Annotated in this window: 23 protein-coding genes; 14 read left to right on the top strand and 9 right to left on the bottom strand. The window is 72.5% G+C overall.

The features are described 5' to 3' along the window. Positions 1 to 178: 178 nt before the first annotated feature. The gene (locus tag ACZ4WV_RS04475) at positions 179 to 838 is read left to right on the top strand and encodes a ScbR family autoregulator-binding transcription factor (protein ID WP_465742634.1); all 660 of its coding nucleotides are present in this window, start codon (positions 179 to 181) and stop codon (positions 836 to 838) included. A gap of 74 nt (positions 839 to 912) precedes the next feature. Here ACZ4WV_RS04475 and ACZ4WV_RS04470 read toward each other — a convergent pair whose 3' ends face one another. The 4 genes from ACZ4WV_RS04470 to ACZ4WV_RS04455 form a co-directional block, all read right to left on the bottom strand. Further along, positions 913 to 1,524: a ScbR family autoregulator-binding transcription factor gene (locus ACZ4WV_RS04470; RefSeq protein WP_465742632.1), complete on the bottom strand. Its 612-nt coding sequence runs from the start codon at positions 1,522 to 1,524 to the stop codon at positions 913 to 915. A 215-nt stretch (positions 1,525 to 1,739) separates the two neighbouring features. Beyond that, complete coding sequence (locus ACZ4WV_RS04465) at positions 1,740 to 1,949, bottom strand: acyl-CoA carboxylase subunit epsilon (RefSeq protein ID WP_465742630.1); 210 nt, start codon at positions 1,947 to 1,949, stop codon at positions 1,740 to 1,742. 94 nt (positions 1,950 to 2,043) lie between these two features. Then, positions 2,044 to 3,645, bottom strand: coding sequence for an acyl-CoA carboxylase subunit beta (locus ACZ4WV_RS04460; protein WP_465742628.1), 1,602 nt, complete (start codon positions 3,643 to 3,645; stop codon positions 2,044 to 2,046). A 449-nt stretch (positions 3,646 to 4,094) separates the two neighbouring features. Further along, complete coding sequence (locus ACZ4WV_RS04455; protein WP_465742626.1) at positions 4,095 to 4,589, bottom strand: PLD nuclease N-terminal domain-containing protein; 495 nt, start codon at positions 4,587 to 4,589, stop codon at positions 4,095 to 4,097. Between the two features lie 95 nt (positions 4,590 to 4,684). Between ACZ4WV_RS04455 and ACZ4WV_RS04450 the strand changes: the two genes are divergently transcribed. Genes ACZ4WV_RS04450 through ACZ4WV_RS04440 form a run of 3 tightly spaced genes read left to right on the top strand, consistent with a single transcriptional unit; the run spans position 4,685 to position 7,510 of the window. Then, a complete protein-coding gene (locus tag ACZ4WV_RS04450) occupies positions 4,685 to 6,142 on the top strand; it encodes a menaquinone biosynthesis decarboxylase (RefSeq protein WP_465742625.1) in 1,458 nt (485 codons plus the stop codon). Continuing rightward, the gene (gene mqnP, locus ACZ4WV_RS04445; protein ID WP_465742623.1) at positions 6,139 to 7,035 is read left to right on the top strand and encodes a menaquinone biosynthesis prenyltransferase MqnP; all 897 of its coding nucleotides are present in this window, start codon (positions 6,139 to 6,141) and stop codon (positions 7,033 to 7,035) included. Before ACZ4WV_RS04450 ends, mqnP begins: the two co-directional genes overlap by 4 nt. A 4-nt stretch (positions 7,036 to 7,039) precedes the next feature. Then, positions 7,040 to 7,510, top strand: coding sequence for a diadenosine tetraphosphate hydrolase (locus ACZ4WV_RS04440; protein ID WP_465742621.1), 471 nt, complete (start codon positions 7,040 to 7,042; stop codon positions 7,508 to 7,510). 153 nt (positions 7,511 to 7,663) lie between these two features. Here ACZ4WV_RS04440 and ACZ4WV_RS04435 read toward each other — a convergent pair whose 3' ends face one another. After that, positions 7,664 to 8,890, bottom strand: coding sequence for an FAD-dependent oxidoreductase (locus tag ACZ4WV_RS04435; protein ID WP_465742619.1), 1,227 nt, complete (start codon positions 8,888 to 8,890; stop codon positions 7,664 to 7,666). Positions 8,891 to 9,001: 111 nt separating this feature from the next. On the opposite strand from ACZ4WV_RS04435, the gene ACZ4WV_RS04430 reads away from it, so the two are divergent. Together ACZ4WV_RS04430 and ACZ4WV_RS04425 are read left to right on the top strand one after the other, a co-directional pair. Further along, on the top strand, positions 9,002 to 9,793 hold the full coding sequence (locus ACZ4WV_RS04430; protein ID WP_465742617.1) for a TetR/AcrR family transcriptional regulator: 792 nt from the start codon (positions 9,002 to 9,004) through the stop codon (positions 9,791 to 9,793). 8 nt (positions 9,794 to 9,801) lie between these two features. Further along, entirely contained in the window at positions 9,802 to 10,191 is a 390-nt protein-coding gene (locus ACZ4WV_RS04425; RefSeq protein ID WP_465742615.1) for a VOC family protein, read from the top strand. Positions 10,192 to 10,238: 47 nt separating this feature from the next. Here the strand turns inward: ACZ4WV_RS04425 and ACZ4WV_RS04420 are convergent, their stop codons facing one another. Together ACZ4WV_RS04420 and ACZ4WV_RS04415 are read right to left on the bottom strand one after the other, a co-directional pair. Continuing rightward, complete coding sequence (locus ACZ4WV_RS04420) at positions 10,239 to 10,955, bottom strand: MOSC domain-containing protein (protein ID WP_465742613.1); 717 nt, start codon at positions 10,953 to 10,955, stop codon at positions 10,239 to 10,241. 106 nt (positions 10,956 to 11,061) lie between these two features. Further along, a complete protein-coding gene (locus ACZ4WV_RS04415) occupies positions 11,062 to 11,802 on the bottom strand; it encodes a cyclase family protein (protein ID WP_465742611.1) in 741 nt (246 codons plus the stop codon). A 176-nt stretch (positions 11,803 to 11,978) separates the two neighbouring features. Between ACZ4WV_RS04415 and ACZ4WV_RS04410 the strand changes: the two genes are divergently transcribed. The 6 genes from ACZ4WV_RS04410 (at position 11,979) to ACZ4WV_RS04385 (ending at position 17,952) form a co-directional block, all read left to right on the top strand. Further along, the gene (locus ACZ4WV_RS04410) at positions 11,979 to 12,653 is read left to right on the top strand and encodes a UbiX family flavin prenyltransferase (protein ID WP_465742609.1); all 675 of its coding nucleotides are present in this window, start codon (positions 11,979 to 11,981) and stop codon (positions 12,651 to 12,653) included. 119 nt (positions 12,654 to 12,772) lie between these two features. Further along, positions 12,773 to 13,231, top strand: coding sequence for an Lrp/AsnC family transcriptional regulator (locus ACZ4WV_RS04405; protein WP_030055719.1), 459 nt, complete (start codon positions 12,773 to 12,775; stop codon positions 13,229 to 13,231). Positions 13,232 to 13,236: 5 nt separating this feature from the next. After that, positions 13,237 to 14,199 carry a threonine ammonia-lyase gene (locus tag ACZ4WV_RS04400; RefSeq protein ID WP_465742607.1) on the top strand — a complete coding sequence of 321 codons (963 nt, stop codon included), beginning with the start codon at positions 13,237 to 13,239 and terminating at the stop codon, positions 14,197 to 14,199. Between the two features lie 52 nt (positions 14,200 to 14,251). Further along, entirely contained in the window at positions 14,252 to 15,415 is a 1,164-nt protein-coding gene (mqnE, locus tag ACZ4WV_RS04395; RefSeq protein ID WP_465742605.1) for an aminofutalosine synthase MqnE, read from the top strand. A gap of 114 nt (positions 15,416 to 15,529) precedes the next feature. Beyond that, positions 15,530 to 16,897: a L,D-transpeptidase family protein gene (locus ACZ4WV_RS04390; RefSeq protein ID WP_465742603.1), complete on the top strand. Its 1,368-nt coding sequence runs from the start codon at positions 15,530 to 15,532 to the stop codon at positions 16,895 to 16,897. 110 nt (positions 16,898 to 17,007) lie between these two features. Next, positions 17,008 to 17,952, top strand: a complete 945-nt coding sequence (locus ACZ4WV_RS04385) for a beta-ketoacyl-ACP synthase III (protein WP_465742601.1) — start codon at positions 17,008 to 17,010, stop codon at positions 17,950 to 17,952. A gap of 351 nt (positions 17,953 to 18,303) precedes the next feature. Here the strand turns inward: ACZ4WV_RS04385 and ACZ4WV_RS04380 are convergent, their stop codons facing one another. After that, the gene (locus ACZ4WV_RS04380; protein WP_350748046.1) at positions 18,304 to 18,951 is read right to left on the bottom strand and encodes a TetR family transcriptional regulator; all 648 of its coding nucleotides are present in this window, start codon (positions 18,949 to 18,951) and stop codon (positions 18,304 to 18,306) included. A gap of 411 nt (positions 18,952 to 19,362) precedes the next feature. Here ACZ4WV_RS04380 and ACZ4WV_RS04375 point away from each other — a divergent pair, with 411 nt between their 5' ends. Beyond that, positions 19,363 to 21,774 carry a serine/threonine-protein kinase gene (locus ACZ4WV_RS04375; protein WP_465742599.1) on the top strand — a complete coding sequence of 804 codons (2,412 nt, stop codon included), beginning with the start codon at positions 19,363 to 19,365 and terminating at the stop codon, positions 21,772 to 21,774. Between the two features lie 34 nt (positions 21,775 to 21,808). Here the strand turns inward: ACZ4WV_RS04375 and galE are convergent, their stop codons facing one another. After that, on the bottom strand, positions 21,809 to 22,801 hold the full coding sequence (gene galE / locus ACZ4WV_RS04370) for a UDP-glucose 4-epimerase GalE (RefSeq protein ID WP_465742598.1): 993 nt from the start codon (positions 22,799 to 22,801) through the stop codon (positions 21,809 to 21,811). Positions 22,802 to 23,022: 221 nt separating this feature from the next. Here galE and ACZ4WV_RS04365 point away from each other — a divergent pair, with 221 nt between their 5' ends. Next, entirely contained in the window at positions 23,023 to 24,108 is a 1,086-nt protein-coding gene (locus ACZ4WV_RS04365; RefSeq protein WP_465742691.1) for a S1C family serine protease, read from the top strand. Positions 24,109 to 24,315 lie beyond the last annotated feature (207 nt).

The raw sequence follows: 24,315 nt of genomic DNA, 5'->3' as shown, positions 1-24,315 counted from the left end.
CCCTCCCCGCTGAACGGCGGGGTCGACAAGGGCGCTAGATTAGATACCAACCATGCGGTTTAGCGGTTGCGCTGTCCGCATGGCGCAGTCCGCCCACGAGGCGTCGCCTCCCACAGGGCGGATCGACAGCAGCCGGACGGGGCGGGGGAGCGCCGTCCGGCCGAGTCCGGAGGGGTCAGTGGTCAAGCAGGAACGCGCGGAGCGGACCAGGCAGGCCGTCCTGCTCGCCGCGGCGGACACCTTCGCGCGAGTCGGCTTCGAGGCCGCCAGTCTCGTCGACATCAGTCGCCGGGCCGGAGTGAGCAAGGGCGCCCTCTACTTCCACTTCGTCTCCAAGCGGGCCCTGGCCGACGGCGTACGGGCCGCCGCCGGGCGGGCGGTCGGCTCGGCCGCGCTGCGCGCCCTGCGCACGGAGGGCCCGGCCGTCCAGGGGCTGATCGACTTCTCGTACGAGCTGGCCCGGCTGCTGCGCGAGGACGTGGTGGTGCGGGCCGGCGTGCGGCTCGGTCGTCCCTGCCCGCGCCCGAGTGCCGCCGCTGCCGCTGCCGTGGACGGCGCTGCCGTGGACGGTGCCCACGCGCTGCCCGCCGGTGACGCCTGGCGCAGCCTCACCGCCGTCGTCCACCGGCTGCTGCACCGCGCCGTGGAAGGCGGCGAGCTACGCCCCGGGGTGGACCGGCGGGCCTGCGCCGAGCTGCTCGGCTCGGCGATGGCGGGCCAGGTGCTGCTGGCCGCGGAGGAGGCCGGCCGGCCCACCCCCGAAGCCGTGCGCCGGCTCTGGTCGGCCGCGCTGCCGGCGCTGGTGACGGCGGAGCGCTGCCCGGACTACCGGGTCTGATCCGCCGGGACCAGTGGGTGTGCTCGGCCCGGACTGCGCGGACCGCCAGGATCGCCCGGCCGGAGCCGCCGGGCTCAGACGCCCTCGGCCACGTTCAGCCGGGCGAGCGCGTGCGGCTGCACCAGCCCCGGCAGCAGCAGCGTCCAGAGGTCGGCCATCCGCTGGACCAGGTCCTGCCGACCGGCCAGCACCTGGGAGCTCAGCTGGATCCCGGTGACCGCCCCGGTGATCACCCCGGAGGCCGCCGCCAGGTCGATCCCGGGGTGGAGTTCCCCGGCGTCCCGGGCGCTCCGCAGCAGCTCGCGGACCAGGTCCATCCAGCCCTGGTAGGCGGCGATCTGCGGCTGGGTGAAGGTGCCGTGCTCGATCGTCAGCCGGATGCTGCCGCGCAGCAGCGGATCGTCCTGGAGGGCGTGGGCGAAGGCGTAGCCGAGGTCGATCAGGGTCTGTACCGGGCTGTCCGAGGAGGGCTCCCAGGAGGCGATCCAGGCGCCCTGGCCCTCGATCACGGCGAGCGCCAGCTCCTCCTTGGAGTGGAAGTGGAAGTACAGCGCGCCCTTGGTGACGCCCGCCCGGTCCAGGATCTCGGCCATGGTGGCGGCGGCGTAGCCCCGCTCGTCGAAGACCTCGGCCGCCGCGAGGAGCACCGCCTGGCGGGTCGCCAGCGCGCGGGCCTGTCTGGCCATCGCAGCCTCCCTGGATAGTTCTCTACCTCGGCAGCGGCCGATCCTATGGGGGCCGACGGGGCGACGGGCGCATACCGTCCAGTAGGTATCCTACCGAGCCGCTTCCGGCCGTCCGGCCGGGTCGGCGGGCCTTCGCGGCTGCGCGGACGGCTCGACGGCCGGCCCCCCGCATCGGGTGACCGGCCGTCGGAAGCCGTCGGAGAGCCGTCGGGCCGTCAGGCGGCCTGCTGCCAGCTGACCGGCGAGTAGTAGGCCGGGCGGCGCTCCAGCCGCTGCCAGTTGGCGATCGGCTCGACCGGCGCGATGGCGGCGGCCTGCTGGACCGTGGCCGCGCGGGCCATCAGAACGGCGGTCAGGGCGGCGAGTTCCTCGTCGGAGAGGCTGCCGCGGACGATGCGGACGAGGGGTTCGGCGGAAGCGGTCATGTCCTGGTTTCTCCCCCGGTGAAGTGGTGTGTGGTGTCGCTCGGTACGGCCTGCCGCGTGCCGCCTCGTGCGGGTGGCGCGCGTCGTGTGGGTGCTACATCGGCGGGTTGCCGTGCTTGCGGCTGGGCAGGTCGGCGTGCTTGGTGCGGAGCATCGCCAGGGAAGCGGCGATCACCTGCCGGGTCTCGGCCGGGTCGATGACGTCGTCCACGAGGCCGCGTTCGGCCGCGTAGTACGGGTGCATCAGCTCGCTCTTGTATTCCTTGATCTTCTGGGCGCGCATGGCGTCCGGGTCCTCGGCGGCGTTGATCTCGCGGCGGAAGATGACGTTGGCGGCGCCCTCGGCGCCCATCACCGCGATCTCGTTGGTCGGCCAGGCGTAGGACAGGTCCGCGCCGATGGAGCGGGAGTCCATGACGATGTAGGCGCCGCCGTAGGCCTTGCGCAGGATCAGCGAGATGCGCGGCACGGTGGCGTTGCAGTAGGCGTAGAGCAGCTTGGCGCCGTGCCGGATGATGCCGCCGTGCTCCTGGTCGACGCCGGGCAGGAAGCCCGGGACGTCCAGCAGGGTGAGCAGCGGGATGTTGAAGGCGTCGCACATCTGGACGAAGCGGGCGGCCTTCTCGCTGGCGTTGATGTCCAGCACGCCGGCCAGCGACTGCGGCTGGTTGGCGATGATGCCGGTCACGTGGCCGTCGATCCGCGCCAGCACGCACAGCACGTTGGTGGCCCAGCGCTCGTGGACCTCCAGGTACTCGCCGTGGTCGACGATCTCCTCGATCACCTTGCGCATGTCGTACGGACGGTTGCCGTCGGCGGGCACCAGGTCCAGCAGGCTGTCGTTGCGGCGCTCGACCGGGTCGTCGGTCACGACGGACGGCGGCATCTCGCGGTTGTTCTGCGGCAGCAGCGAGAGGAGGTAGCGGACCTCCTCGATGCAGGACTGCTCGTCGTCGTAGACGAAGTGGGAGACGCCCGAGACGCCGGCGTGGACGTCGGCGCCGCCCAGGCCGTTCTGGCTGATCTTCTCGCCGGTCACCGCCTGGACGACGTCCGGACCGGTGATGAACATCTGCGAGGTCTCGCGGACCATGAAGACGAAGTCGGTCAGCGCGGGGGAGTACGCGGCGCCGCCGGCGCACGGGCCGAGCATCACCGAGATCTGCGGGATGACGCCGGAGGCCTTGGTGTTGCGCTGGAAGATGCCGCCGTAGCCGGCGAGGGCGGTGACGCCCTCCTGGATGCGGGCGCCGGCGCCGTCGTTCAGCGACACCAGCGGGGCGCCGGCCGCGATGGCCATGTCCATGATCTTGTGGATCTTCTGCGCGTGGGCCTCGCCCAGCGCGCCGCCGAAGATCCGGAAGTCGTGCGCGTAGGTGAAGACGGTGCGCCCGTGCACGGTGCCCCAGCCGACGATCACGCCGTCGGTGTGCGGCTTCTTGGCCTCCAGGCCGAAGCCCTGGGCACGGTGCCGGCGCAGCGGCTCGACCTCGTGGAAGGAGCCTTCGTCCAGGAGCAGCTCGATGCGCTCCCGCGCGGTCAGCTTGCCCTTCGCGTGCTGGGCCTCGGTGGCCTTCTCGCTCGGGCCCCGCCGTACCTTCTCGCGGAGCTCGTGCAGCTCGGCGACCCGCCCGTGGGCGTCGGCCGGGACCTCGGGGACCTCGCCGCCTACCGGCGCCTCATGCACAACCGTCATCTCGAACCACTCCAAGGGTGAGGGAACTGTCCGACAGCCAACGTCTGCGTGCCCCCAGCTGCGAATCACTTTCTTCACTTATGACTGTACGAGGGGCCGTGCGCTGGTTTCGGCGTCGATTCCGTACAAGGTCGAGTTCGTTTAGCTGTGAGGGCTGGACAGAAAGGGCCGGGCCGAGGTCTCCGCGCTCAGTGCGGGGTCGAGTACGGAGAGTTGTCGTCGGGGCGATGCTCAGATGATCTGATCATGAAGAAAAGCGCAGGTCAGGGCTGTCTGTCACCAATGTAGGGCGGTCATCTCGGGCGGCGGTCAAGCGGCGCTCGAGTCCGGCGCCGCAGCGGGCCCGACGCGTGCTAGCGCCCTCCGAGTCGTAGGGAAGCGCCAAAAACACCGCAGCCCACCCGAGCGGCCCCGGGTGGGCTGTCCGAGGGAGCGTCCGACCGCTCCGATCAGCTCCTTCGACCGTCCTCCGGCTCGTCCCCGCCCCGCAGCTCCTCCTCGCGGCGGCGCAGATCGGCCTCCCACTGCCGGAGCATGTCCTCGTGCTCCTGGGCGCTCCCGTTGTCGTTCCCCTTCAACGGGTCGCCCGTGGGCCGGTCATTTGCGGGCCGGTCGCTCCCGGGTGCCTCGCTCTCGGGTGCCTGGGGCCTGAGCGAGGCGAGGAACTCCGGATCGTCGTCCGGTGCCAGCGGACGCCCGCGCCGCGCGGAGCCGGCGGCGGGCTGCCCCGGGTGGCCACCGGGCGCCCCCGCCCACAGGAAGCCGCGCCGCCTGCCGGCCACCAGCCAGGCGATCGGGCCCAGGGGCGGGAACAGCAGCACGACGATCAGCCAGATCGGCTTCGGCAGGTGCTTCACCTCGTCCTCGGGCGTGACCAGGCAGTCGATGAACGCCCACACCCACAGCGCGAGCGGAAGGACGATGGTCAGAAGAATCCTCAGCACGGCTGCGATCTCCCCCCGGCGACGGCGGTTGGCGGCGGGCGCCTTCCGGGGCCCTTGACGCAAGCCAGGCTATCGGGTGGCGGATACTGACAGGCATGGCATACGACGATCTCCGCTCGTTCCTCCGGGCCCTCGACCGTGAAGGCGACCTCAAGCGCATCAAGGTGGAAGTGGACCCCCACCTGGAGATCGGCGAGATCGTCGATCGCGTGCAGAAGGCCAAGGGCCCGGCGCTGCTGTTCGAGAACGTCAAGGGTTCGTCGATGCCGCTGGCGATGAACGTCTTCGGCACCGAACGCCGCCTGGCCAAGGCGCTCGGCCTCAAGGGCCCGGAGGACATCTCCGAGAAGATCGCCGGTCTGCTCAAGCCCGAGCTGCCGCAGGGCTTCACCGGCTTCCGGGACGCCTTCGGCAAGCTCGCCTCGATGGCGCACGTCCCGCCCCGGCACGTGAAGTCCGGCGACGCCCCGGTGCAGGAGGTCGTGCTCACCGGCGACGACGTCGACCTGGACTCGCTGCCCGCCCTGTTCACCTGGCCGCTGGACGGCGGCTCCTTCTTCAACCTGGGCCTCACCCACACCAAGGACCCGGACACCGGCATCCGCAACCTCGGCCTCTACCGGCTCCAGCGGCACGACCGCCGGACCATCGGCATGCACTGGCAGATCCACAAGGACAGCCGCAACCACGCCGCCGTCGCGGCCCAGCGTGGTGAGCGCCTCCCGGTCGCGATCGCCTTCGGCTGCCCGCCGGCCGTCACCTACGCGGCCACCGCGCCGCTGCCCGGGGACATCGACGAGTACCTCTTCGCCGGCTTCATCGCGGGGGAGCGGGTCCGGATGGTCGACTGCAAGACCGTCCCGCTACAGGTCCCGGCCGACGCCGAAGTGGTGCTGGAGGGCTGGCTGGAGCCCGGCGAACTGCTCCCCGAGGGGCCCTTCGGCGACCACACCGGCTTCTACACGCCGCAGGAGCCGTTCCCGGCGCTCACGATCGACTGCGTGACCATGCGCCGCCGTCCGATCCTGCAGTCCATCGTGGTCGGCCGCCCGCCGACGGAGGACGGCCCGCTGGGCAAGTTCACCGAGCGCTTCTTCCTGCCGCTGCTGAAGATCATCATCCCGGACATCGTCGACTACGACCTGCCCGAGGCCGGCGGCTTCCACAACTGCGTGATCGTCTCGATCGACAAGAAGTACCCCAAGCACGCCCAGAAGACGATGCACGCCATCTGGGGCGCCCACATGATGTCGCTGACCAAGCTGATCATCGTGGTGGACTCCGACTGCGACGTGCACGACTACCAGGAAGTCGCCTGGCGCGCCTTCGGCAACGTCGACTACAGCCGGGACCTCACGGTGGTGGAAGGCCCGGTCGACCACCTCGACCACGCCTCCTACCAGCAGTTCTGGGGCGGCAAGGCCGGCATCGACGCGACCAGGAAGCTGCCGGAGGAGGGCTACACCCGGGACGGCGGCTGGCCGGAGATGGTCTCCTCGGACCCGGCCACCGCCGCGCTGGTGTCCCGTCGCTGGAAGGAGTACGGCCTGTGAGCACGGCCGCGGTCGAGACCCCGGGGCGCACGAGGGCGTTCCTGCGCCTGGTGATGATCGAGCACTCGGTCTTCGCGCTGCCCTTCGCCTACACCGCCGCGCTGACGGCGATGTTCCTCGCCGACAAGCGGGTGCACTGGGGCGAGTTGTTCGTCGTCACGGTGTGCATGGTGGGCCTGCGCACCTTCGCGATGGCCGCCAACCGGATCATCGACCGCGAGATCGACGCCCGGAACCCGCGCACGGCATCGCGCGAACTCGTCACCGGGGCGGTCTCGTTGCGGACCGCGTACGTCGGCTCGGCCGTGGCGCTCGTGGTCTTCCTCGGGGCGGCGGCGATGCTCAACCCGCTGTGCCTGGCGCTCGCGCCGGTCGCGGTGGTGCCGATGGTGGTCTACCCGTACGGCAAGCGGTTCACGGACTTCCCCCAGGCGATCCTGGGCCTCGCCCAGGCGATGGGCCCGGTGGGCGCCTGGCTCGCCGTGACGGGCAGCTGGTCCTGGGAGGCCGTCGTCCTCGGCGTGGCGGTCGGCATCTGGATCGGCGGCTTCGACCTCATCTACGCCTGCCAGGACGTCGAGTCCGACCGGCACGGCAAGGTGCGGTCCGTCCCGGCGCGGTTCGGCATCCCGGCGGCGATCTGGGGCGCGCGGGTCTGCCACGTCCTCACGACGCTCCTGCTGGGCTGGTTCGCCGTCCTGACGCACGCGGGCGCGGCCTTCTGGACCGGCCTCGTGGTCGTCGCGGGCGCGTTCGTCTACGAGCACACCATCGTGAAGCCGAACGACCTGTCGAGGCTCAACCGGGCGTTCTTCCAGACCAACGGCTTCGTGGGCATCTCGCTGTTCTGCTTCGCGCTGCTGGACCTCATCCTGCGCGGCATCGGGATCTGATCCCGTGACGGCCGACTGGCGGGCCGACCGCATCGGTACCGCGCTGCGGGGTGCGAACCCCACCGTGCTGCGACGGCTGGATGCCGGCTTCGCGGTCATCGGGGACGTCCAGTTCCTGCCCGGCTACTCGGTCCTGCTCACCGACACGCCGGGCGCGGAACGGCTCACCGACCTGCCCCGCCCGCGCCGCCTCGCGTACCTCGCCGACCTCGACCGCCTCGCCGAGGCCGTCGAACGGGCCTGCCGCGCCGCCGATCCGGCCTTCCGCCGGGTCAACATCGAGATCCTCGGCAACAAGGACCCGTTCCTGCACGCCCACGTCTGGCCCCGCTACGACTGGGAGCCGGCCGAGATCGTCCAACGGGCCGTCTGGCTCTACCCGCCCACCCACTGGCAGGACCCGCGGCACGCCCTCGGCCCGGCCCACGACGCCCTCCGCGCCGCCCTCACCGCCGAACTGGGCGCGCCGGCCTGACCGCTCACCGCCGCTGCCCGGCTTTCCGCCGGAGCGCGCCGGCCGGATCCGGGCGGCGCGCACGGGAAGTCGGCCGAGTCGACTTCCCGTGCGGTGTCCCGGTGCCACGCGTTCCCGGCTTCCGGCCCTGTCCGCCGGCCCGGGGCCGTCCCCTTAAGCGGCCGGCCGCCGGGCGAAGTCCGGCGCGTGCTCCGGGCGCGGGCCGATCGCGATCATCCGGGAGAGGCCGAGCCGTACGGCCGGGACGTGGCGGGCGAGCAGCGCGAACCGGACGGGCGGTCCGATCCGGCGCCCGCTGATCACCGGGCTGAACATGACGCCGTGCAGGGTTCGCTGCATCCGCTGCAGGACCACGGTCGGCCACTGGCGCCGCCGCTGCACCCGGGCGAGGGCGGCGGGCGTCGGCCGGCCGTGGCGCAGCGGCTCGGCGAGCAGGGTGGCGGCGGCGACGGCGTCCTGGATGGCGAGGTTGATGCCCACGCCGCCGGCCGGGGACATCGCATGGGCGGCGTCGCCGATCAGCAGTAGCCCGTCCGTGTACCAGCGGTCGAGCCGGTTGAGCCTGACGTCGAGCAGGTGGACGTCGTCCAGGCCCGCCAACTGGTCCACGCGGTCGGCGTACTGGGGGAACAGCCGGGCGATCCGCTCGCGGAACCGCTCGATGCCCTCGGCGCGCCGCTGCGCGTCGGCCCCCTTGGGCAGGAAGTAGCCGATCTGGAAGTAGTCGTCGCGGGTCAGGCTGATGGCCATCTCCCCGTGTCCGAAGCCGGGGGTGAGGCTGGGCGGCACGGCCTGCTCGTCGGCGTGCCGGGGCAGCCGGAACCACCAGACGTCGAAGGGCACCGGGTACTCCTCGGGCACCAGCCCGGCCACCCGGCGCAGGGTGGAGTGCCGTCCGTCGGCGGCGACGGTCAGGGCGGCCCGGATCTCGCCCTCCTCGCCGTCCCGGGTGCGGTAGTGCACGCCGACCACCCGGCCGCCCTCCCGGATCAGGCCGGTCGCCTCGGTGTTCATCCGGATGGTGAAGGTGGGCTCCTGCTGCGCCTGCGTCACCAGGAAGTCGAGCAGGTCCCACTGCGGGATCATCGCGATGTAGTTGTACGGCGCGGGGAGCTTGTCGAAGGCGCTCAGCGCGACCGGTCCGACGCCGGGCACCGACACCACCAGGTTGCCGAGGCGGCTCTGCGGCAGCTCGGCGAACTTCCGGCCCAGGCCGAGTTCGTCCATCAGCCGCACGGTCGAGGCGTGGACGGTGTCGCCCCGGAAGTCCCGCAGGAAGTCGCCGTGCTTCTCCAGCACGGTCACCTCGACGCCCGCCCGGGCCAGCATCAGGCCCAGCACCATCCCGGCCGGTCCACCCCCGGAGATGACGACGCTCATGGCTCTCTCCCCTCGCTCCGTGAGTTCCCGATCGCCGGTGATTCCCGCTTGGAACTCGCATATACAGAATCTTTGGAACCGTCTCAGGTGTCAAGTTGTACGATGGCTCACATGGAGGATCTGGTCACGGCCGCGCTCAGAGCGGCGAAGGAGCGGAGCCAGGACGTCGCGGACGTCCCGCTGACGGCGATCGCGGCTGCGGCCGGCATCTCCCGCAGCACGCTGCTGCGGCGGCTCGGCGGTTCCCGGGCGTCCCTGGACGAGGCGGTGCGGGAGGCGGGCGTCGACCCGGGCGGACGGCCGCCGGTCCGGGAGCGCGCGATCGAGGCGGCGGCCCACCTGGTGGCCGAACGAGGCCTCGGCGGGATCACCCTGGACGCGGTCGCGGACCGCGCCGGGTGCTCGCTGCCCAGCCTCCACACCGTCTTCGAGGGCCGGGACGGCCTGCTCGCCGCCGTCTTCCTGCAGTACGGCCCGCTGCCCGACCTGGAGGCGCTGGCCGCCGACCCGCCCGAGCGGCTGGAGGACGCCGTCCGGGCGCTCCACCGCAACTTCCTGACCGCCTTCTGCGACGAACCGCGGATCATGCCGGCCGTCTTCGCCGACCTGCTCAGTCGCCCGGACGGCCCCGCCGCCCGGATGATGGCGGCCAACCTGCCGCGGATCGTCGACGGCCTCGGCCGGCTGCTGCTGCCGCACATCGAGGCCGGACGGCTACGGCCGCTGCCGCTGCCGGTGCTGGTGCAGCTGCTGCTCGGCCCGATGCTCAACCACGTCCTGCTGCGGCCGGTGCTCGAACCCGCCCTCGGGGCCGGACTGCCCTCGCTGGAAGAGACCTCCGCCCTCTTCGCCGAGGCCTACCTGCGGGCGGTCACCCCGTCCGGGGCGGACGGAACACCCTGAGGAGAAGCATGATCGGCAGACTGCAGTGCCTGGTGCTCGACTGCCCGGACCCGGCCGTACTCGCCCGCTTCTACGCCGCCGTGCTCGGCGGCGAGGTCGACCGCCCGGACCGGCGCTGGTCGCTCGGCGCCGACTGGTCCACCCTGCACCTGGACGACGGCACGGTGCTCTGCTTCCAGGCCGTCCCCGACCACCGCCCGCCGCGCTGGCCCGACCCGGCGCACCCGCAGCAGGCACACCTGGACATCGACGTGCCGGACCTCGACGCCGCCGAACCCCAGGTGCTCGCCCTGGGCGCCGTCCGCCTCCGCGACCTCGGCGGGTGGCGGGTCTACGCCGACCCGGCCGGCCACCCCTTCTGCCTGCTCGGCGGTCAGCCGCTCACCGTAGGCCCGTAGGCCCGTGAGCCCGTAAGCCCGCAGGCCCGGAAACGCGGGACCCCGGCTCAGTCCAGCAGCAGCCGGTCGCCCAGGCGGAGCCGGCCGGGGGCGGCCACCTCGGCCAGTGCGTCCAGGCGGCCGTCGTGGGCGTGGACGAGCGCTTTGAGGATCTCGGGAGCGTGGGGCAGTCCCGGCTGGGGGGCCGCGGTCATCGCGCAGCGCTCACTGGAGGTGACGAAGGTGAGGCCGGCGCCGCCGGGGGCCTCGGCGCGGGCCCGGTGGCCGAGCCAGCGGTCCTCGACGAAGGGCGGGGTGCCGGGCGGGGTGCGCAGCACGATGTTGGGGCGGAACCGCCGCTCGTCCACCACGGCGAAGGGGACGGTCTCGCGGACCCAGTCCAGGGTGGCGGTGGTGAGGAGGCTGACCGGCAGTCGGTCGAAGTGCGAGACGGCGTCCTCTCGGGCGAGTTCGACGTCCCCGCGCTGGAGGTAGGCGCGCAGGAAGGCGGCGGGCCGGTCGACCGGGCGGCCGAGGGGGTCGAACAGTTCGGGCCCGTCGATCCGGTGGCCGAGGCGGGCGGTGAGCCGGAGCAGGCCGTCCATCCGGCGGAAACGGCGGGTGGTCTTGCCCGAGCCGAGCCTGCCGGAGGAGTCGCGGACGGCGTAGAGGCGGTCGCCGGCCAGGCCGCGCCCGTCCACCTCGACGGAGTGGAGCCGCTCGCCGCCGGTGGATTTCACGGGGTAGCGCCAGAGTCGCTCGATCACTCCGATGATCTCAGCCATGGCCGGACAGCGTAGTGGCGCCACCCGGGGATGGTCTAGACCAAGTCCCGCGCCGGGGCGGCCCGGTGGCTCAGCAGGGCCGACCCCTCGACGAAGGCCCGTCGGCTCAGCCCAGCCGGGCCACCGCCCGCACCGGCGCGCCGTCCGCCGCCTGCAACCGCAGCGGGAACAGCGACACCTCCACCGGCCGCCCCGCCTCCTGCGCCTCCAGCAGGGCCCGCAGGTCGGTCAGGTTCTCGGCGATCACCCCGCCGCCGTCCGCCCCCAGCAGCACCCGGTGGGCGGCCAGCGTCGGCTCCTCGGCGGGCTGGTCGTGCTCGTCGGTGAGGTCGGCGAGCAGCGCCGCCACCGCGAGGTCGTCCGGGCCCGGGTCGGGCGTCGGGTCGACGCTCAGCGCGTCCACCCCGACCGTACGGACCCCCGAGGCGACGATCGCCTCGGCCGCCTCGGCGGTGAGGCTGGGGTGGGCGAGGTAGGCGTCGGTGCCCCAGTGCCGGACCCAGCCGGTGGCCAGCAGCAGCACCGAACCCTCGCCGCAGCGTTCCAGCGCGGGCGCCAGCAGCTCCGGGGTGATCGCCGCCCGGGGCTCCAGCCCGCGCAGGTCGGCCACCACGGCCGGCCCGGTGAAGCGCTCCAGCGGCAGCCCGTCCAGCGTCGGCCAGGTGACGTCCACGTGGTACGGCGCGTCCACGTGCGTCCCGGACTGCGAGCCGAGGTGCAGGGCCAGCACGTTCACCCCGGCCGTCGCGGTGGTGAGCGCGGGCTCCAGCAGGACGGTCGGATCGCCGGGGTAGACCGGCATCGCGGTGGTCACCTGATGGGTGAGGTCGACGAGGGTCGCTGCCATGCGCCCCATCCTCCCAGGACGTGCCCACTCCCGGGGCCGTTCCACCCCGGCCGTCCATCCCTCCCCGGCCACGCCCGCCGCTGTGGCTACTCCCGCCACTCCGGCCACTTCCGCCACCGCGGCCGTGCGGCGCCCTGGGGGCGAACCCCCAGGTGAAGGCGGGATAGAAATGCCCCATGGGAAATGCGAAGCGTCAGCCGTGGGTGGTCGGGGTCTCGGGAGCGTCGGGGACGCCGTACGCGGCCTCGGTGATCCGGGCGCTGCTCGCGGCCGGCGAGGCGGTGGACCTGATCGTCAGCCGGGCCGCCCGGCTCACCATCCTCGACGAGACCGGCATCTCCTTCCGGGACGCCCACTGGCGCACCGACCTCGCCGCCTGGCTGGGGACGGAACGGGGCCTGGACGACGTCCGCTACTGGCCCGCCGGCGACTTCGCGGCCGGCCCGTCCAGCGGCTCCTACCCCGCCAAGGGCATGCTGGTGGTGCCCGCGACCACCGGCGCGGTGGCCGGCATCGCCCTCGGCCTGAGCAAGGACCTGTTGCAGCGGGCCGCCAGCGTCACCCTGAAGGAGCGCAGGCCACTCGTCATCTGCGTGCGCGAGACACCACTCAACGGGGTGACGTTGAAGCACTTGGTGGAACTCGACGCGCAGGGCGCGGTCGTCCTGCCCGCTTCGCCCGGTTTCTACGCCGGCGGCTCCACCGTGCGCGAACTCGTGGATTTCGTGGCCGGGCGGGTGCTGGACGCCGTCGGTGTGCCGCATTCCCTGTACCTGCGCTGGGAAGGGGAGTTGGGGGCGGCGGCTCGCGCGGCCGACGCCGGCGGGGCCGCTCCGGCTGAGGGGGAGTAAGGAGAGCGAGGGCAGGAGAGTATGTTCTCTGCGATATCCGGGTCGGTCAGCGCACGTCGCCTTTGAATCCGGATAATGATCTGTGGGTCTGGTGAGGTTCGGAAGGACGCGGACGGTATATGGACACGGTGGACAGACAGCTCATCCAGGCGCTCCGGGAGAACGGCCGTGCGTCCTACGCCGAGCTGGGCCGGTTGGTCGGACTCTCCGGCCCGAGCGTCACGGACCGGATCAACCGCCTGGAGCAGGCCGGGGTGATCACCGGCTACCGCGCGACGGTCAACCCGGCCTCGCTCGGCTTCGGCGTCACGGCCCTGATCGGCCTTCAGCTGACCGACGCGGCCGACCACGAGGACGTCGCGTTCCGGCTGAAGGACCTCAACGAGGTCGAGGACTGCTGGTTCATCGCCGGCGACGACTCCTACATGCTCAAGGTCAGGGTGGCCGACGTGGCCGGCCTGGAATCGGTGGTCAAGCGGATCTCGGGCACGAAAGGCGTGGCCCGGACCCGCACCACCGTCGTACTCTCCACCAAGTGGGAAAATCGGGTGAGTGAGCTTCCTCCCGTAGGAGAGTGACGTACATGGCACTGGTCGGTCTGGAGGAGCTGCGCGCGGCCCGGCAGCGGATCGCGGGGGTGGCCGTGCGCACCCCGCTGGTCCCCGCCCCGTGGGCGGCCGAGGGGGAGCGGCGGCTCTGGCTCAAGCCCGAGAACCTCCAGCCGACCGGGGCCTTCAAGACCCGCGGCGCCTACAACCGGCTGGCCGCGCTCACCGCGGAGGAACGCTCCCGCGGCGTGGTCGCCCAGTCCAGCGGCAACCACGCGCAGGCGGTGGCGTACGCGGCCGGGCTGCTCGGCATCAAGGCCGTGATCGTGATGCCGGACACCTCGCCCGCGGTGAAGGTGGAGGCGACCCGCTCGTACGGCGCCGAGGTGATCGTGGTGCCGCCCGGCGAGCGGGACACCCTGCCCGGCGAACTGGCCGAGCGGCACGGCTATGTCTGGGTGCCCCCGTACGACGACCCGTTCATCCTCGCGGGCCAGGGCACGGTCGGCCTGGAGATCGCCGAGGACGCCCCGGCCGAGCTGGACACCGTCCTGGTGCCGGTCAGCGGCGGCGGCCTGATCGGCGGGACGGCGGCCGCACTCAAGCTCACCCGCCCGGGCATCCGGGTGATCGGCGTCGAACCGGAGCTGGCCGCCGACGCGCAGGCCAGCCTGCGGTCCGGGCGCCGGGTGGAGTGGCCGGTCGCCGACACCTACCGGACCATCGCGGACGGGCTGCGCACCCCCGCGGTCGGCGTGCTGCCGTACGAGCACCTCACCGCCTACGTGGACGACATCGTCACCGTCACCGAGGACGAGATCCGCGCCACCGTCGCCGTGCTGGCCCGCCGTGGCCGGCTGGTCGCCGAGCCCTCCGGCGCGGTCGCCCCGGCCGCGTACTTCCACCGCGCCGCCGAGACCGGCGGCCAGACGGTCGCGGCCGTGGTCAGCGGTGGCAACATCGACCCCGCACTGCTCGCAGAGCTGCTGTCGGCATAGGCGTAGGCTCATTCCGGCAAGGATTCGAATGTCGGAGGAGGCGGGTCACCGCATGGACGCAGGGCTCAAGCGCGAGCTGGAGGCGAAGGTCTACGCGGGTGAGCGGCTGACCCGCGAGGACGGGATCGCGCTCTACGAGAGCGACGACCTGGCCTGGCTGGGCGGACTGGCCCACCACGTGCGGACGAAGAAGAACGGCGACGTCGTCCACTTCAACGTCAACCGCCACCTCAACATGACCAACGTGTGCAGCGCGTCCTGCGCGTACTGCTCGTTCCAGCGCAAGCCGGGCGAGAAGGACGCCTACACGATGCGCATCGAGGAGGCCGTCCGCCTCGCCAAGGCGATGGAGAGCGAGTCCCTCACCGAGCTGCACATCGTCAACGGCCTGCACCCGACCCTGCCCTGGCGCTACTACCCGCGCTCGCTGCGGGAGCTGAAGGCGGCCCTGCCGAACGTCTCGCTGAAGGCCTTCACCGCCACCGAGATCCACTGGTTCGAGAAGATCAGCGGCCTGTCCGCCGACGAGATCCTGGACGAGCTGATCGACGCCGGCCTGGAGTCGCTGACCGGCGGTGGCGCGGAGATCTTCGACTGGGAGGTCCGCCGGCACATCGTCGACCACGACACCCACTGGGAGGACTGGTCGCGGATCCACCGCCTCGCGCACGCCAAGGGCCTCAAGACGCCCTGCACCATGCTGTACGGCCACATCGAGGAACCCCGCCACCGGGTGGACCACGTGCTGCGGCTGCGCGAGCTGCAGGACGAGACCGGCGGCTTCCAGGTCTTCATCCCGCTGCGCTACCAGCACGACTTCCACGACTCCAAGGACGGCGTCGTGCGCAACAAGCTGATGGCCCGTACCGAGATGGCCACCGGAGCGGAGGCGCTGAAGACCTTCGCGGTCTCCCGGCTGCTCTTCGACAACGTGCCGCACGTCAAGGTCTTCTGGGTGATGCACGGAGTGACCACCGCGCAGCTGGCGCTCAGCCACGGCGCGGACGACATGGACGGCTCGGTGGTCGAGTACAAGATCACCCATGACGCGGACAACTTCGGCACCCCGAACAAGCTGGGCCGCGAGGACCTGCTCGGCCTGATCCGCGACGCCGGCTTTCGCCCGGTGGAGCGCAACACCCGCTACCAGGTCATCCGCGAGTACGACGGCCCGGACCTGACGCGCCGCGAGACCCCGCAGACGATGCGTCTCTGACCTGCGAACACGCGCCGCCCGGACCGCACCCGCGGCCCGGGCGGCGGCGTCTTCACGGCCCCCGCACCGGGGCCGGGTTTACCAACGGGTACGGCGTTTGGCAGGATCGACGGCATGTCCGGTTCTCATCGCGCCACCGAGTACCCGCCGTACGAGCCGATGCAGGAGCCGGTGTACGGCGGGGTGCCGCCGCAGTCGCAGGAGGCGCCGTACCGCGCGTACGAGCCGTACCGGCAGCCCGCCCCGCAGGACCACCACGGCGAGTACCCGCGGGACCAGCACGCCCCGCAGACCGCTGACGGGTACTTCGCCGCGTACGACGAGCCGTTCCAGCCGTACGCCGCCGAGCCGGAGACGGTGTACCAGGAGCCGTTCCACGGGCAGCCGGAGTACGGGCAGCCGGAGTACGGACGGCCGACGTACGAGCAGCCGTCGTACGAGCAGCACGACCAGTACGAGCAGCACGGGCAGTCGGCGTACGGGCAGCCGGTCCACGAGGAGCCGGCATACGACGAGCCCGCATCGCTCGCGTCCGGCTACGAGCAGCCCGCCCACGAGCAGCCCGCCCCCCTCGCGTCCGTCATCCCGGCCGCGGCCCCCGTGCCCGGTGGCCGGGCCGCCGCGCGGGGCCGGAGGCGCAAGGCCAAGCAGAAACGTCACGGCAAGGCCGTGATGGCCGGCACCGCCCTGCTGGTCGCGGCCGCCGCCGGCTGGTACACCGTCGGCCAGGACGAGGCCAAGCCCGGCATCGCGGCCGCCGACGGCCCCGGCCCCGAGGGCGTCAGCAAGCCGGACCAGCCCGGGGCCGCCCCCGCCGCCGTCCAGGCCGCCACCGACCGGCAGTCCGCGCCCCAGGCCGCCGGCCGCGGCGAGGCCCGCCCGGACGCCTCGCTGGCCGCGATACCCGGCCTCGGCGCCGCCTTCACGGCGAAGATCCCCGCCGAGACCACCCAGGTCCTGGTCGCCTCGGGCGCCGACAAGAACACCGACAAGAACACCGTCGTCCTGTGGACCCGCACCCCCGAGGGCCGCTGGCTGGCCGGCGAGACCTGGAACGGCCACAACGGCAAGAACGGCTGGACCACCGACCACAACGAGGGCGACCTGCGCAGCCCGATCGGCGTCTTCTCGCTCACCGACGCGGGCGGTCACAACGCCGACCCGGGCAGCAAGCTCCCGTACGACAAGGACCCGAGTTTCGTCGTCTCCGGCACCGGCTTCTTCGGTGACCAGCTGGCCGGCTCCTTCGACTACGTGGTCGCGATCAACTACAACCGGGTCCCCGGCAACTCCCCGCTGGACCCGCGCCGCCCGATGGGCGCCAAGAAGGGCGGCGGCATCTGGCTCCACGTGGACCACGACGGCCCCACCCACGGCTGCGTGTCGATCCCCGAGGACAAGATGGCCCAGCTCATCCGGACCCTCGATCCGGCCGCCCACCCGGTCATCGTCATGGGCGACGCCACCACCCTGGCCGCCTGACCTCGGTGTACGGGGGGCGGGCCGCTTGTCGATCTCCTACAGATCGCCGGGGCGGATCCTGTAGCCGGTCATGCCCGGCTGACCAACCAGTAACCGGGTTCCATGGCAGTATGAGCGGTTCACGCATTGTGGCACTCGGCCACTACCAGCCCCCCAAGGTCCTCAGCAACGACGACCTGGCGGTGCTCGTCGACACCGACGACCAGTGGATCCGCACCCGGGTGGGCATCCGCACCCGGCATATCGCCGAGGGCGAGACCCTCGTCGACCTCGCCACCGAGGCCGCGCAGAAGGCGCTCGCCCACAGTGGCCGGACGGCCGACGACATCGACCTGGTCGTGGTGGCCACCTGCACCGCCGTCGAGCGCAGCCCCCACACCGCCGCCGCCGTGGCCGCCCGGCTGGGCGTGCGCTCGCCCGCCGCGTACGACATCAACACGGTCTGCTCGGGCTTCTCCTACGCGCTCGCCACCGCCGACCACGCGATCCGGGCCGGTGCGGCCCGCCGCGCGCTGGTGATCGGCGCCGAGCGGATGTCCGACACCCTCGACTGGACCGACCGCTCCACCTGCGTGATCTTCGGCGACGGGGCGGGCGCCGCGGTGGTCGAGGCCCAGGCGGAGGGCGCCGAGCCCGGCATCGGGCCGGTGGTCTGGGGCACCGAGCCGGAGAAGGGCGACGCCGTGGTGATCACCGGGTGGGACCCGGTGATCAGCCAGCAGGGCCAGTCGGTGTTCCGCTGGGCCACCACCCAGCTCGCCCCGCTCGCCCGGCAGGCCTGCGAGCGGGCCGGGATCGACCCCTCCGAGCTCAAGGGCTTCATCCCGCACCAGGCCAACCTGCGGATCATCGACGCGATCGCCGCGAAGCTGGGCCTCGGTGACGCCGTGGTGGCCCGGGACGTGATCGACTCCGGCAACACCTCGGCCGCCTCCATCCCGCTCGCCTTCTCCAAGCTGGTCGAGCGCGGCGAGCTCTCCCCGGGCGATCCGGTGCTGCTCTTCGGCTTCGGCGGCGGCCTCGCCTACGCCGGCCAGGTCGTCCGCTGCCCGTGATCCGCCCGCTCGTCTCCGGGCGCTCGTCTCCGGGCGCATGACCGCCCCGAGGGGCACAACCGCCCCGAGCCGAAGGGCGCGCCGGTGCCGAAAGGGAGACGCGACAAACGAGGTACGAGCGCCGGAGCGCCGACCGTAGGCACCGGGTCCGAGCGCCCCGGAGGCGAGCGGGCGAACAGCAGTCATGCCGGTGGGCGGGCACCCTGTGTGAGGGGTGCCCGCCCACCGGCATGTCTGGCGCGCGTGCGGTACGTCGGCGGACCTCCCCCGAGGACACGGCCGCCGTCCGTCGTACCCCGGACAGGAGGCCGGGGCTGCGCGCGGAGCGGATGGTGGATCGAACGGATGGTCCTACTTGGGCGCCTTCTTGCCGGTGACGCCCAGGTACACCAAGGGAGCGAGGTTGGGCTTGAGGTCCTTGACCTTGACGCCCCAGGAGGTGAAGGCCTTCTGGTGTTCCGCCGCCGAGGCGAGCAGGGAGACCAGGGCCCCGGAAACGGCGTTCGGATCGAGCGCCTTGTCGGCCTGACCCTTCGCCTGGAGATCCTTGACGGCTTCCGCGAGTGGCTTGGCGACCGCGTTGAGGACGGTCATGCGGATCTTGAAGAACCGCTTGTCCCCTTCCGCGGCACCGAGCGTGACCACTCGGAGAATGGCGTCGTTCTTGCGCCAGAAGGCGAGGAATCCGTCGACCAGTTCTTCCGAAGTGGTCGGTCCGGACTTCCCTGCCCAGGACTTTCCGGCCACCAGCTCTTTGAGGGTGTCGGCGTCCTTGGCCATTTCCTCGGCGATTTCGAGGACTGCGCCCTCGACATCCGGGAAGTACTGGTAGAAGGTCGCGGGGGAGGTACCCGCCATACGGGCGACGTCGATGACCTTGACGTCCCGATAGGGCGACGTGCTGAGCATCTCGCGGAGGCAGTCGAGCAGCTTCTGCCGCGTCTCCTGTCCGCGTCGCCCGGCGACGCGACCGTCGACGGTGCGAACTTGTCCTGTCATGCCGTCAGCTTACCGTGGCACGATCTTGGCGCGATTCGGTGATGCGACTATTACTCCGCACGGGGGTTGCTATAGCGGCAGGAACCACTTCGGACGGATATTCACGGTGCTCCGAGGTGCTGTTGTAGCCCCCCCGTGTGCTTATGACCTCATAGCGTGACGGCGAGTCCGCTGAGGGACGATCGGATGACAGAGCGTGACCATTCGTCCGGAGCGGAAATGGACGGTCCGGGCCCGCGAGCGCAAGTCCCGGCCGGAGCGGGCGTCAGAATCCGGCCGTTCCGTCGTCGCTGACCGGGCCCCGCCCTGCGGGCCGCTCCGAGCGGGGGAGGTTGGAGATGCGCCGGGCGGCATTGGAGAATCGGCACCGGCACCACGCGGCGGGTGCGGAAACGGGGAGGTGGCAGCGGAGTGGACCAGCTGACGGCGCACGATCCGAGGCGGATCGGGCCCTTCGAGGTGCTGGGGCGACTCGGCGCGGGTGGGATGGGGCTGGTCTACCTGGCGCGCTCAGCGTCCGGGCGCCGGGTGGCCATCAAGACCGTCCGGGGGGAGCTGGCCGAGGACGAGCTGTTCCGGGTCCGCTTCGCGCGGGAGATCGCGGCCGCCAAGACGGTCGGCGGTTTCTACACCGCGGCCGTGGTGGACGCCGACGCGGACGCCCGGGTGCCCTGGCTCGCCACCGCCTACATCCCGGCGCCCTCGCTGGAGGACCTGGTCGAGGAATGCGGCCCGCTGCCGGTGGACGCCACCCGCTGGCTGGTCGCGGGCATCGCCGAGGCGCTGCAGTCCATCCACGGCGCCGGGCTGATCCACCGCGACCTCAAGCCCTCCAACGTCCTGGTGGTCGAGGACGGCCCGAAGGTGATCGACTTCGGCATCGCCTCCGGGGTCTCCAGCACCCGGCTCACCATGACCAACGTCGCGGTCGGCACCCCGGCCTACATGTCCCCCGAGCAGGCCCGGGACAGCCGGACCGTCCGGGGCGCCAGCGACGTCTTCTCGCTCGGCTCGCTGATGGTCTTCTGCGCCACCGGGCACCCGCCGTACCGCGGCTCCAACCCGGTCGAGACGGTGTTCCAGCTGCTGCGCGAGGAGCCGGACCTGACCGGCATGCCGCCCGAGCTGATGGACCTCGTCCGCGCCTGCATGCAGCAGGCGCCCGAGCGCCGGCCGACCCCGGCGCAGATCCAGGCCGAGCTGGCCCCGCACCTGTTCTCCCGGGACGACGCCTCCGGCGAGGCCGGGGACTGGCTGCCCGCCAACGCGTTGGAGCTGATCGAGCGCAGGCGCGGCCGCCGCCCGAGCGCGCCGCCGCCCCGCCCGTACTCCGGTCCGGTCGAGCCCCAGCCGCCGCAGCCGCAGGCCCCGCCGCCGCAGCCGTCGCCGCACCCGTCGATCCCGCCGCAGCTCCCCGGGCCGGGCGACCCGAACCACCGTCCCGGCGGGGTGCAGGCACCGCCGGCCGGTCCGGTGCACAGCGCCCCGCGCCCCGGGCAGGCCTCGGACGGCGAGATCCCGACCGCGAAGATCGCCTCCAAGAACAAGCACCGGGCGCCCACCGGCGGGGGCGCGGTCGAAGTCCAGCTGTCCGGCGCCTCGGTACGGATAGGCCCGGGGCCGCGGGCCGAGCACGAGCAGCCCGGCCCGTCCACCGCCCCGGCCGAGACCGACTGGGTCCGCCGGACGGCGACGACCACCGGGGTGCCCAACCCGGCCCCGGCCCCGGCCGCACGCTGGCGCCCCTGGCGCTTCCGGATGTCCAACGACGTCTGGGGCACCCCGGTGGTCGCCGACGGCACGCTCTTCGTCTCCAGTTTCGAGGTGCACGCGCTGGACATCGCCTCAGGCGAGCGCCGCTACAAGACCCGGGACGTCGCCTGGGCGCTCGCGGTGGACGCCGGCCGGGTGCACGCCGCCGACGGCCCGCACCTGTACACCGTGGACGTCGCGGACGGCACCGAACGCTGGCGCACCTCGCTGGACGGCTGGGTCTACTCGCTCTCCGCCGCCGACGGCGTGCTCTGCTGCGGCGTCCGGGGCGGCGGCGTCCAGCTGCGCGCGGCCGCCACCGGCGCCGAGCTGTGGCGCGCGGACGACGCCCAGCAGGACTACGAGAACCCGCAGTCCGGCCCGGTCCTGGTGGCGGGCGCCGCCTACTACTACGGCGCCGGGCGGCTGCGCTGCGTGGACCCGCGCGGCACGGGCCTGCGGTGGTCGTTCCCGGTCGGCGAGGACGTGCCCTCGCACCCGGTCGAGCGCGGCGGCGTCCTGTACGTGACGGCCGGGACCCGGGTGTACGCGCTGGACGCGGCCAGCGGGGCCGAGCGCTGGCGCTTCGAGGCCCCGGTGGTGCTGTTCACCCCGCCGACGCTGGACGCCGACGCGGTCTACGTGGCCGACTACCTCGGCACGGTCTACGCGCTGGACGCGGCCACCGGCCTGGACCGCTGGCGCGGCGTCACCGGCAGCCGGCAGGGCGCCGAGCCGGTGGTGGTCGGGGACGGCATGGTGCTGCTGGGCAGCGGCGAGGTGCTGTACGCCTTCGAGGCGGCGGGCGGCCGGGAGCGCTGGCGCTACACCGCGCGCGGCGAGATCGTCGGCTCGCCGGCGGTGGCCGACGGCCTGGTGCACCTGGGCAGCCGGGACCACTCCCTGCACACCCTGGACCTGGCGACCGGTCAGCTGCGCTGGGAGCTCGGCACCAAGGGCGAGCTCACCGGCTCCCCGGTGGCGGTCGGCGGGCGGGTCTTCGTCGGCTCCAAGGACCGCTGCGTGTACGCGCTGGACGCCTACTACGGCACGGCGGTGCCCGCCCGCTGAGCGGGGCGGACACCGCCGTGCCGGTGGTCCAGGCTCAGGCCTGGGCCTTGCGGGCCTCGGGGTGGCGGCTGCACCAGCCCTCCCAGGCGGAGGAGACCATGTCCGCCACGTCGTGGACGGCGCTCCAGCCCAGCTCGCGCCGGATCAGCTCGGCGGAGGCCACCACCCGGGCCGGGTCGCCGGGGCGGCGCGGCGCCGTCTCGGGGGTGGTGTCGTACCCGGTGACCTTGCCGATCACCTCGATCATCTCCTTGACGCTGACGCCCTCGCCGCGGCCGATGTTGAGCACCAGCGAGGTCTCGCCGGCCGGGTCGGCGGCCAGCCGCTTGGCGGCCGCCACGTGGGCCGAGGCGATGTCGGAGACGTGGATGAAGTCGCGGACGCAGGTGCCGTCCGGGGTCTGGTAGTCGTCGCCGAAGACCAGCGGTGCCCGGCCGGCGGTGAGCCGCTCGAACACCATCGGGACCAGGTTGAACACCCCGGCGTCGGAGAGCTCCGGGGAGGCGGCGCCGGCCACGTTGAAGTAGCGCAGGGCCACGGTAGACATCCCGTGGGCCTTGCCCACGGCGGCGACCAGCCACTCGCCGGCCAGCTTGGTCTCGCCGTACGGGCTCATCGGGGCGCAGGGGGTCGACTCGGTGACCAGGTCCACGTCCGGCATGCCGTAGACGGCGGCGGAGGAGGAGAACAGGAAGCGCTTCACGCCGCCCTCGACCGCGGCCTCCAGGACCGTCTGCAGGCCGATCACGTTCTCGCGGTAGTAGCGGAACGGCTGCTCGACCGACTCGCCGACCTGCTTCTTGGCGGCGAAGTGCAGGATGCCCTCGATGCCGTGCTCGCGGATCGCGGCGTCCAGCACCGTGCGGTCCAGGGTGGAGCCCTCGATCAGCGGGACACCGGCCGGCAGCCGGGAGGCGTCGCCGGTGCTGAGGTCGTCCAGGACGGCGACGCGCTCGCCGGCGTCGAGCAGCTGACGGACGACGTGCCCGCCGATGTATCCGGCTCCGCCGGTGATCAACCAAGTCATGCGGCAATCCTAGGCGTTCGCATTCGGTCGGCCTTCTCGGGCGAGTCCAGCCGACAATCCGGACAAATCGGTGGAATGCTGACAAAGATTTCCGTGCTCTCATGCCCGCGCCCTCGGCGTGGTGACGAATCGGAGGCCGCCAGGTGAGCCGCAAGAAGGAACACAACCGCCCGCTGCCGGCCGGCCCGAGGCCGACCGGGCCCAAGGCGGCTCACCGGCGGCTGCTCCTGCCGGGCGCGGTCGCGGCACTGACGGCACTGGCACTGGTCGGGTGCAGCAGCTCGACCTCCTCGTCCTCCTCCACCGCCGCCTCCCCCTCCGCCGGCTCCAGCACACCCGCCTCCGCCGCCCCCAGCTCCCAGCCCGGCGGCGCGAACCAGCTGCAGGACGCGTACCAGACGGTGATCGCCAACGTGCTGCCCTCGGTGGTGCAGATCACCACCGGGGAGAGCCTCGGCTCCGGGATCGTCTACGACGACAAGGGCGACATCGTCACCAACGCCCACGTGGTCGGCTCGGCGAGCACCTTCACCGTCACCCTCGCCAACAGCACCAAGGCGCTGGACGCCTCCCTGGTCGCCAGCTACCCCGACTCCGACCTCGCGGTGATCAAACTCAGCAGCCCGCCGAGCGGCCTCAAACCGGCCACCTTCGGCGATTCGAGCAAGGTCGAGCTCGGTCAGATCACCCTCGCCATGGGCAGCCCGCTCGGCCTCTCCAGCAGCGTCACCCAGGGCATCGTCTCGGCGACCGGGCGGACCGTCACCGAACCCCAGGGCGGCGGCTCGCCGGGCGCCACCATCGGCAACATGGTGCAGACCTCCGCCGCGATCAACCCGGGCAACAGCGGCGGCGCGCTGGTCAACCTGAACAGTCAGGTGATCGGCATCAACACCCTCGCGGCGACCGAGCCGCAGGCGGGCGGCGCGGCCGCCCCCGGCATCGGCTTCGCCATCCCGGCGTCCACCATCACCAACATCACCGACCAGCTGATCAAGCAGGGCAAGGTCACCAACTCCGGCCGGGCCGCCCTCGGCATCACCGCGCGGACCAGCTTCAACCAGCAGTTCCAGCCGGCCGGCGCGGCGATCGTGGCGGTCACCCCGGGCGGTGCGGCCGCCGCCGCGGGCCTGCAGCCCGGCGACGTCATCACGAAGATCGGCGACACCCCGGTCGACTCGCTGAACGCGCTCACCACCGCGCTCGCCTCGCTCACCCCGGGCAGCAAGGTCACCGTCACCTACGTCCGGGACGGCAACACCAAGACCGCCGATGTCACCCTCGGCACCTTGGAGACCAGCCCCTAGCCCGCCCGAAGCTCCCGGCCTGCCCGAAGCCGCGAAACTCGCAGCCTGCCCGAAGCCCCGAAGCCCCGAAGCCCCGAAGCCCCGAAGCCCCGAAGCCCCGAAGCCCCGGCGCGCCGCCGGGCCCGCACGCCGCGCAAGGGTGCCGCGGGCCGGCCGCCGCGCCGGACCGGCGCCGGGACCCCGTCCGCTGCCTCGACGGGGTCCCGG

Source organism: Kitasatospora sp. NPDC029312 (genome assembly GCF_055569215.1).
The sequence above is the reverse complement of the archived record's forward strand: the minus strand, read 5'-3'. Positions and strand labels throughout refer to the sequence as shown.